4 protein-coding genes are annotated in these 9,362 nt (G+C 56.7%); all 4 read left to right on the top strand.

All coding sequences use genetic code 11. From position 1 onward, the window contains the following. The first annotated feature begins 47 nt into the window (after positions 1–47). Positions 48–3,791: a TonB-dependent receptor gene (locus AC5S3R_RS18665; RefSeq protein WP_494268684.1), complete on the top strand. Its 3,744-nt coding sequence runs from the start codon at positions 48–50 to the stop codon at positions 3,789–3,791. 343 nt (positions 3,792–4,134) lie between these two features. Further along, entirely contained in the window at positions 4,135–6,054 is a 1,920-nt protein-coding gene (locus tag AC5S3R_RS18670) for a CRTAC1 family protein (protein ID WP_494268685.1), read from the top strand. Between the two features lie 57 nt (positions 6,055–6,111). Then, positions 6,112–8,496 carry a tetratricopeptide repeat protein gene (locus AC5S3R_RS18675; protein WP_494268686.1) on the top strand — a complete coding sequence of 795 codons (2,385 nt, stop codon included), beginning with the start codon at positions 6,112–6,114 and terminating at the stop codon, positions 8,494–8,496. Then, a complete protein-coding gene (locus AC5S3R_RS18680; RefSeq protein ID WP_494268687.1) occupies positions 8,483–8,998 on the top strand; it encodes a hypothetical protein in 516 nt (171 codons plus the stop codon). Before AC5S3R_RS18675 ends, AC5S3R_RS18680 begins: the two co-directional genes overlap by 14 nt. Positions 8,999–9,362 lie beyond the last annotated feature (364 nt).

Here is a 9,362-nt window from a genome sequence, read left to right on the forward strand (position 1 = left end):
TCCCCCCAATTCCATTCATCTTTGTTTGCACCGCTGGAGGTTATCGCTTGAACCAGTTGCGCTCTGTCTTTCTTCTTCTCATGCTCGCCTGCACGGCTACCTTGTTCGCGCAGACAAATACGACGGGCCTGAGCGGAATCATCTCAGACCCATCGGGAGCGCTGATTCCCGGCGCTGCCATCACCATTACCAACACCGCCACCAACCTCACCCGCAGCACGCAAAGCGGCGCCAGCGGCCAGTATGTTTTCGACCAGATCCCTCCCGGCCCCTATAAGGTAGTCGCGACCGCCAGCGGCTTTTCCAACCAGGAAAAGCTCGTCCAGTTGCTCATTGCCACGCCCATCAGCCTCAACTTCAAAATGAGCGTGACGGCAACGGAAGTGGTCAACGTTTCGGAAACCACCTCGTCCATCAACACAACGGACGCCGCGCTCGGCACTCCGTTCGACACGCATCAGGTCCAGACGCTTCCCTACCAGGCCAACAACGTTCTCTCTCTGCTCTCGCTGCAAGCGGGCGTGCTTTCGCTCGACCCTGGCGCACAGAATGGCGGCATCAACAACGGCGGCTCAAATGGCACGCAGGATATTCGCACTGGAACCATCAACGGCGCGCGCCAGGACCAGACCAACGTCACGCTGGACGGCACCGACAACAACGACCAGAACAACGGCTATGCGTTCATGGGCGTACTGCGCTCCACGCGCGACTCGGTGCAGGAGTTCCGCGTTGCCACGGGCAATGCAAATGCCGATTCCGGCCGCTCCTCCGGCGCGCAGGTTTCGCTGGTAACGCGCAGTGGAACCAATGCGATTCACGGCAGCGCCTACTACTACTATCGCGGACCGGCGACAGCTTCCAACACGTGGTTCCTGAAGCAGTCGCAGCTTGTGCAGGGCAACTCCAACATTGCAGCCAAGGTGCTGCAAGATACCTACGGCGCGACGCTCGGCGGCCCTATCAAGAAAGACAAGCTCTTCTTCTTTGGCGCGTATGAAGGCTTTAAGCAGGCCAGCGACGTGCCAGTTTCGCAGACTGTGCCATCCGTGCTTGAGCCATCATCCGGCTTACCAAAGACAAGCGACGGTTTCGGCGGCCTTGTAACCGGCACGGTAACCTATCTGACTGCCGGCGGCGGCCTGCAAACGCTCACGCAGTCCGATGTAAAAGCAATGGACAAGACCGGCCAGGGTGTCGATGCCGCTTCCATCGCGTATTACAACCAGTTCCCGCGCGCAAACTCTTCGTCGCTGGGTGACGGCTACAACACGGGCGGCTATGTCTTCTCCTCGCCAAACCCCATCAGCCAGATCACCAACATTGCTCGCCTCGATTACAACCCAACGGCGCGGCACTCCATCTTCGTACGCGGCAACCTGCAGAGCGACAACACCAACAGCACCTACCAGTTCCTGCAAGCCGGCGCGGTGCCCAGCTCGCGTATCTTTGGCAACAACAAAGGCATCACCGCAGGCTGGATATGGAGCCTCTCCAATACCATGACGAACAACTTCCGTTATGGATTTATCCGTCAGGGACAGGCCACACGCGGTGCAGTCACTGCGGGTTACATTAGCGTTTCCGGCATCTCCAGCCTTTCTCCCACCAGCACCTCGAACATCTACATCGAGCCGGTGCACAACTTCGTCGATGACTTCGCGTGGGTGCATGGGCGCCATCTCATTCAGTTCGGCATCAACGACCGCCTGCTGTTTAACAATCGCTACTCGGATTCCACGCTTTACCCCAGCGGCAGCGTCTCGGTTTCGCTGCTTTCCAATGCAGGCGTTGCAGGCAAAACCGGCAACAGCTTTGATCCAGGTACCTTCGGCTACCCAACAGCGGCCAGTTCCTTCCGCACTTCGTACAACAACGCCATCCTTGCCGATGCGGGCGTTATCACCAGCTCCACGCAGTACAACAACTACACACTCAGCGGCAACACCATGGAACCGATTGCCGCCGGAACCATTCTGCCGACGCGCCACTTCAAGGACATCGAGCAGGAATACTATGTGCAGGATCAATGGAAGGTAACGCCAACCGTTACGATTACAGCCGGACTGCGCTACGTCTACCTGCAGGTGCCGTATGAAACCCGCGGGCAGGAGCTTGCGCCGACCATCAGCATGCAGGACTTCCTCAAGGACCGTCAGGCAGCCTCGGCGAGCGGCTCCGCATACAACACCCGCATCACTTACGTGCCCGCAGGCAAAGCCAACAATGCGCCGGACTACTGGGTTCCGCAAAAGAAGAACTTTGCTCCGCGCCTGTCTATCGCATGGTCTCCGAATAACAAGTACTCCGTGCGCGCCGGTTATGCGCTTGCCTATGACCACTTCGGCGATTCCATCATCAACGCGTTCGATGCAAGCGGCGGCTTCAAGCTGAACTCGTCCTTCACCAACTCCTACAAGACAATTGACAACTCGCCGCGCTTTACCAGCTACACCGGCGTACCCACATCGTCCTCCAGTTCCGGCGCGCTCACGCTGCCTTACACGCCGCCTGACAACAGCTTCAACTTCACCTCCAACATCAACCGCACACAGAAGACTCCGTATGCGGAGACCTTTAACTTCAGCGTAGAAGGCGAGCTGACGCACGGCCTCAGCTTCAGCGCCAGCTATGTTGGCCGCCTGGGCCGCCACCTGGTTTCAAGCTGGGATGCCTCGCAGCCCAACAACCTGGTGGATACCAAGAGCGGCATGAACTACTTCCAGGCAATAGGCGTGCTGGCCAAGCTTGCCGACCAGGGAGTCAACCCGGACAACGTTGCAGACATGCCTTATTGGCAGGATGTCTTCCCCGCAGCCTCCTATACCTATGGCGGCAACGGCAAGACGTACACGGGAACCAAGGCCATCTACGCCAAAGAACTGGCCGAAGACCGCGGCAACGAAACGGACATCATCTACCAGTACGACGCCACTGCTGGCAGCTCAGGCTGGGCAGATGGTTCGCTCTATCACTTCTTCTTCCCGCAGTACGGCTCCATGTTTGCGCTCTCCACGCTGGGCGTAAGCAACTACAACGCGGCGCAGTTCACTCTGCGGCAAAACCTGCACTCTGGCATACAGTACAGTTTGAATTACACCTTCGCCAAGTCAATGGATGAAGGCTCCGCGCCGGAGCGCTCGGGTACCAGCGCCAACCGCATCAGCAACACCTTCAACCCCGCCGGCAACTACGGCCCGTCCGACTTCGATGTGCGCCACAACATTACGGCGAACTACATCGTGGATTCGCCCTTTGGCCACGACGGGCATCTTCTCAGTTCGGCCAACCGGCTGGTGGATACCATCGTCGGCGGCTGGCAGTTAACCGGAGTCGTGCACTACAGCACCAGCATGCCCTGGACCGCCACATCAAGTGTCTATGGCACCAACTTCGCCGCGTCTTCCCAGATGATTGCCACCTCGCCAATCAAGACGACGGGCCACCATCAATACATCACCAACAACACCGCAAGCCCCTACGAGTCGGTGTTCACGGGAGAAACGCCAACCTCCGCAGCGGGCAAACTCCGCTTCGTCTACCCCGGTGAAGCAGGCGAGCGCAACAACTTCCTCGCGGACGGCTACTTCGACATGGACAATGGCCTGGCGAAGAACATCCGCATCTTCCGCGAGCACTCTATCCGGTTTGAGGCAGAAGTCTTCAACGTGCTCAACACGGTGCGCTTCAACACGCTCACCACCAACTTCTCTTCCGGCAGCTTTGGCAAGTACTCGTCGGTGCTGGTCAACCCTCGCCAGATGCAGTTCTCTGCCAAGTACAACTTCTAACCGCGCAACCAGTGCAGCAGATACGCCGCATGGGATGTTCCCATGCGGCGTATTCCTTTTTACCCTGCAAATAGAATCTGTTTTGACACTCATTTCAGCCATTCCCGGCCGCAATGCGAAAGAGATAAAATGCTTTCGGCCCAATGAACAGTCCCTATAATTACGGAAAAAACTGGTCCGGACACGGAATTGCAGCCACGATTGCCTCCGCAGTGGATTGCTCCACGAGTAGATATCTCCACCCAAGGATGGAGATATCTATCCTCCAAACCAACGGAGACAATCTGCAACATATCAACAAGAATTCGAGCCGGGTGGAATCCCCTGCAAGTGAGGTCGTTCAATGAAATCTCCGGGCTGCGCGCATTCCCTGCACACCAATGTGGCTTTCGGTGTACTGTCCCTGTTTCTTTCCGTTATTGCCGGAGCACAGACGCAGCAGCAGCAACCCTCGCAGCCGCCTCTTTACGGAGGAAAAGGCTCCCAGTCGCAGCAGAGCGGCTCGGCAACAGGCGGCACCTTTGCGCCGGTTCTGGACGCAGAAAAACGACCCATCACCGCAGGCGGCTTTGTTAAGTCCGGCCCCATTGTCTTTCAGGACGTCTCCGAAAAGGCTGGTCTAACGACATGGAAGCATCGCATGGGCAATCCGCAGAAGGAGTACATTCTGGAAGCGATTGGCTCCGGTGTTGCGCTCATTGACTACGACAACGACGGATGGCTCGACATCTATCTCGTCAGCGGCTCCACACGCCCCGCACTGGACGGCAAGGAAGAACCGCCGCACGCCGCGCTCTTCCACAATAACCACGACGGCACATTTACCAACGTTGCCGACAAAGCAGGCGTCACCAATGACCGCTGGGGTTATGGCGCGGCTGTCGGCGACTATGACAACGATGGCTGGCCCGACCTGTATGTAGCCAACTTCGGCCACAACCGGCTCTACCACAATAATCATGACGGCACATTTACAGATATGGCGGAAAAAGCCGGCGTAACGCTCGGCAACTGGTCCACCGGGCCCAGCTTCGGTGACTATGACGGCGACGGCAAGCTCGACATCTTTGTGCCCGGCTATGTGCACTGGGATATGAGCCACCTGCCGGTCTCGGGCTCCGCAGCCGTTGGCTATGTAAACTGCACCTTCCGCGGCGCTACCACCTACTGCGGCCCTCGCGGCCTGCCGGGCGAAGCCGACCATCTCTTCCACAACAATGGAGACGGCACCTTTACCGATGTAAGTGAAAAAGCTGGCGTGCAGGATAAGCGCCACTACTATGGCTTCTCCTCTACCTTTGTGGATATCGACAACGATGGCAAGGTAGACCTGCTCGTAGCCGATGACTCCTCGCCCAACTACATGTATCTGAATAAAGGGGACGGCACCTTTCAAGATGCCAGCTTCTTTTCCGGCTTTGCGCTGAACCAGGATGCTCGCGAAACCGCGTCCATGGGACTGGCCGTGGGCGATTACATGAACAACGGACGCCTCGATCTCTACACAACCACCTTCTCCGATGACTACAAGACGCTGTACCGCAACGATGGCGATGGAAACTTTGTAGACATCACGCCGCAGATGGGCATTGCTGAGGCCACGTATCCCTTCCTGAGTTGGGGCGACGCATTTTTCGACTACGACAACGATGGCTGGAAAGACCTGATGTTTGTCAGCGGGCACGTTTATCCGCAGGTGGACCAGCACAACTGGGGTACATCATGGGCGGAGCGTCCGCTGCTCTTTCACAACGTGGACCACGGCAAAAAATTTGAAGTGATTCCGCCGGTGGAAGGGACCGGGCTTGCTGACGTTCTTCCCGCTCGCGGTGCGGCCTTTGGCGACCTCTTCAACAACGGCAAGATTGATGTGGTTATCAATTGCATTGACCACACGCCGGTGCTGCTGCGCAATGTGAATGACGACCATAATCATTGGGTTGGGTTGGCGTTTATCGGTGGACCGAAAGTTCCGCGCGATGCAATTGGAACCAAAGTCTATGTCACCGCAAATGGTGTGCGCGGACGTGCAGATGTAGCCAGCGGCGGCAGCTTTGAGTCATCGAATGACTTCCGCATGCACTTTGGCCTCGGCAGCGCTACCGCCGTGGACAAAGTAGAAGTGGAATGGCCGGATGGTAAGAAAGAAACTGTAACGCTGCCCAGCGTGGACCGCTACTTTGCCATTGAAGAAGGCAAAGGCGTTGTTCCAAGTGTCTACGACAAGGTGGCCGCGGAGCAGCAAGCAAAGGCAAAGAAATAAGCAGCTCGAATCCCCCAGAAAAGCACGCCTCAACTCGACGTGTGCAGGATGAAAGACATGGGAGTAACAATGCGCAAGAAAAACCAGATACGAATGGTGCTTGCCGGAATGGCGCTGAGCTGCTGCACTCTGCTGAATGCTCAAACTCCGCAGAACGTAAACCCGGCAGACCCCGGCACAAGCGAACTTGGTCCTCCTCCCGCGTATACGCCACGCACCAAAGACGCTCCTCCCCTGCAGGATACGCAAGCGCAGTTAGACGCAATGGCCCGCTTCAAGGCTCGCGCAGAGGCCAAAGTTGCCGCCGATCGCAAGGCTTACAACGATCTGGTCACGCCTGCATACAACTTCCACTACGGCAAAGGGAATCCTTTTACTCCCGGTAACATTCAGCCGCAAGACGCGGGTTTCATCCAGCCCGGTGCGTATCCCAGCGCGGAATATTGCGGCACCTGCCACCAGGAGGCTTACACCCAATGGCGGCAAGCGCTGCACTCCAACGCTTTCCGCACGCCGTTCTATCGCACCAGCGTGAATTTGCTCATTCGCGACAAGACACGCGGCATCTCCTTCGCACGGCATTGCGATAGTTGCCACAATCCCATTGGCGTGCTGGGCGCGGCGCTTACGGAAGATTCCAAAGTGGACCGCGCAAAGTTTGACACCGATGGCCTGACCTGCATGACGTGCCACGCAGTTACCAGTATCGGCACGGATCAGCCTGGCGGCTCGCTCAACGGCAACGCCGCTGTGACTATGGGCATTCCCGCGGTGATTGTGGATGCGAATGGTAATCGCGTGCCGGGGCAAGTGCCGTTTGATGAGATTTTGCGGCATCCTGAGCGGCACTCCAAGGCGGTGATGCACGACTTCCTGCATAAGCCGGAGTTCTGCGCCGCGTGCCACAAGGCCAATCTGCCTTCGCCGCTGAATGACTATAAGTTCATTCGCGCCTTCACGGCATACGACGAGTGGCAGCAGTCGAAGTTCTCGCAGCGCAACCCGCTTACCTTCTACACTGCAGACTTCAAGAGCTGCCAGAGCTGCCACATGATGCGCGAAGCTGTTACGCATCCTGAATACGGCGCGAAGAGCGGCACCTTTGCTTCGCATCGCTGGCTTGCGGGCAACACCGCGGTTCCTTACTACTACGGATTCAAAGATCAGCTTGATAAGACGATTGAGTTTCTGCGCACGGGCAACTATCTCAATGTGGATATCTTTGCGTTGAAGAAGGCCGATAGCGACAAGCTTATTGCTCCGCTCGGCAAAGTTTCCTATTCCCTTGCGCCCAGCGATGTTGTTGAAGCATGGGTTGTCATCCAGAACAAGAACATTGGCCACTCGCTCATTCCCGAAGTGCGCGATCTCTACGAAGCATGGACCGAGTTTGTCGTGAAGGACCAGGATGGTAAGGAGATTTATCACTCCGGCTTCCTGAAGCCCGATGGGATGCTCGACCCGCGTGCGCATAGCTTTACCAATCGCCCTGTCACTGACGAAGGCAACTTTGTGGACAACCACAAAGTGTGGACGATTCACTCGGTGGCTTATGACAACTCCGTGCAGGCTGGGCGTTCGACGCTGGTTCGCTATCAGTTCCGTATGCCTGCGGATGTGCATGGCGCGGTGACAGTCACGGCACGAGTGAATTATCGCCATCTGCGGCAGAGCTACCTCAACAACATCTTCGGCAAGGACCATCCGGCGTATCCTGTGGTGGAGATTGCTTCGCGGACGCGCACGCTGCATGTTGGCGAGAACATGCCGGAGAAGCCGGAGCCCAACGATAACGAAGACTGGATGCGCTGGAACAACCTCGGCATTTCCCTGCTGGATGCGTTGCAGTACATGGAGTCCGTGGATGCGTTCAACGAGGTCGTGAAGCTGCGGCCTGACTATGCGGATGGTTACACCAACATTGGCCTCACAGAGATTGTGTGGGAGAAGTATGACTCGGCTCGCATGGCGATTGACCATGCGCTGAAGCTGGACCCGATGAGCGCGCGTGCTCACTACTACGATGGGCTGTTGCAGCGCCGCTCGGGCAACACGGCAAAGGAGATTGCGGACTTCAAGTTTGTTGTCGAGAAGTTCCCTGACTCTCGCGATGCGCGGCGCGAGCTGGGCATTACCTATTACCAGCAGAAGATGGATAAAGAGGCGACCGAACAGTTTGAAGCGTTGCAGAAGATTGATCCTGACGATCTGGCGGCGCACTACAACCTGTCGATTCTTTATCGCCGCGCTGGCAAGGTTCAACAGGCTCGCGATCAGCAGGACATGTTTGTTGATAAAAAGGTTGACCCCGGCGCGCCTACTTATTCACTGAACTATCTGAGCGACCATCCGGAGATTTCTACGGAGAGTATTGCGTGGCATCTGCACTCAGACATGGCTCCAGGAGCGATGAAGGGAGTAGCGAAAAATGACGGCAGGTAAATGGATGCGCCTCTCTCTCAAGCTGATGGTTGCGCTGGGCCTGCTGGCGATTTCGGCAACAGCGCGTGCGGAGAATAAGTGCCCGTGGCTTACGGAAGCTACTGCCGGTGGATTGCTTGGTGGGGATGCTGTTGGGGCTTATACGGCTACGGCGAATAATCAGCCTGCGCTTTGCACCTTCACGCAGAAGGAAGGCAACGCGATGCGCGAGTTGACTATTACCGTTGAGGTTAATCCTGATGCGCATGCGAAGCTTACGGGCATGATGCAGGCTTGCGGAGCCAGTTCGCAGTTGTTGCAGGCGATTGGGAACGAGGCTGCTGTTTGTGCGATGGATTCGCGGAAGAAATCGCTGAGTGAACGTGTGGTTGGGCGCGTGCGTGACCAGATTTTTACCATCAGCATCAGCTCGAATGTGAAGGACGATATGGTGCTGAATACTTCTACGCTGATGACGAAGATTTATACGGCCTCAGAACAAGTTGCGGGCAACTTGTTCTGAAGCAGGGGACAGGGCTCAGGGTATGGGGTACAGGGTTTATAGATACAGAGTTTCAAGGCTGTAAAAGACAAGAAGCTATAAAGGGCAAAAGCTATAAACCGCAACCGCAGATCCTTCGCTCTGCCTACCCCACTTCGCGGGGCCCCAAAGCGCTTCGCTCAGGATGACACTACTGTCTTTTGTGGGTGAACGGGCGGTATTGGTATCCCAGGTTCTCAACTGCAAGGACCTGGGACACCCGCAGGGGCCACCACAAAACTATAAAAGGCTATAGATATCCCACATCTCCAAAACCGGGAGATGTGGGGCACCCTATATTTGTGGAAGTGCATCTCGGCTTGTCCCTTGTCCCTTGTCCCTTGTC

The sequence above is a fragment of the Occallatibacter sp. FHG110214_02 genome (genome assembly GCF_059115385.1).

What these genes read in the sequence shown, in the direction of transcription:
- AC5S3R_RS18670 (WP_494268685.1), top strand. Translation starts at nt 4,135, where the DNA reads ATGAAATCTCCGGGCTGCGCGCATTCCCTGCACACCAATGTGGCTTTC.
- AC5S3R_RS18680 (WP_494268687.1), top strand. Translation starts at nt 8,483, where the DNA reads ATGACGGCAGGTAAATGGATGCGCCTCTCTCTCAAGCTGATGGTTGCG.
- AC5S3R_RS18675 (WP_494268686.1), top strand. Translation starts at nt 6,112, where the DNA reads ATGGGAGTAACAATGCGCAAGAAAAACCAGATACGAATGGTGCTTGCC.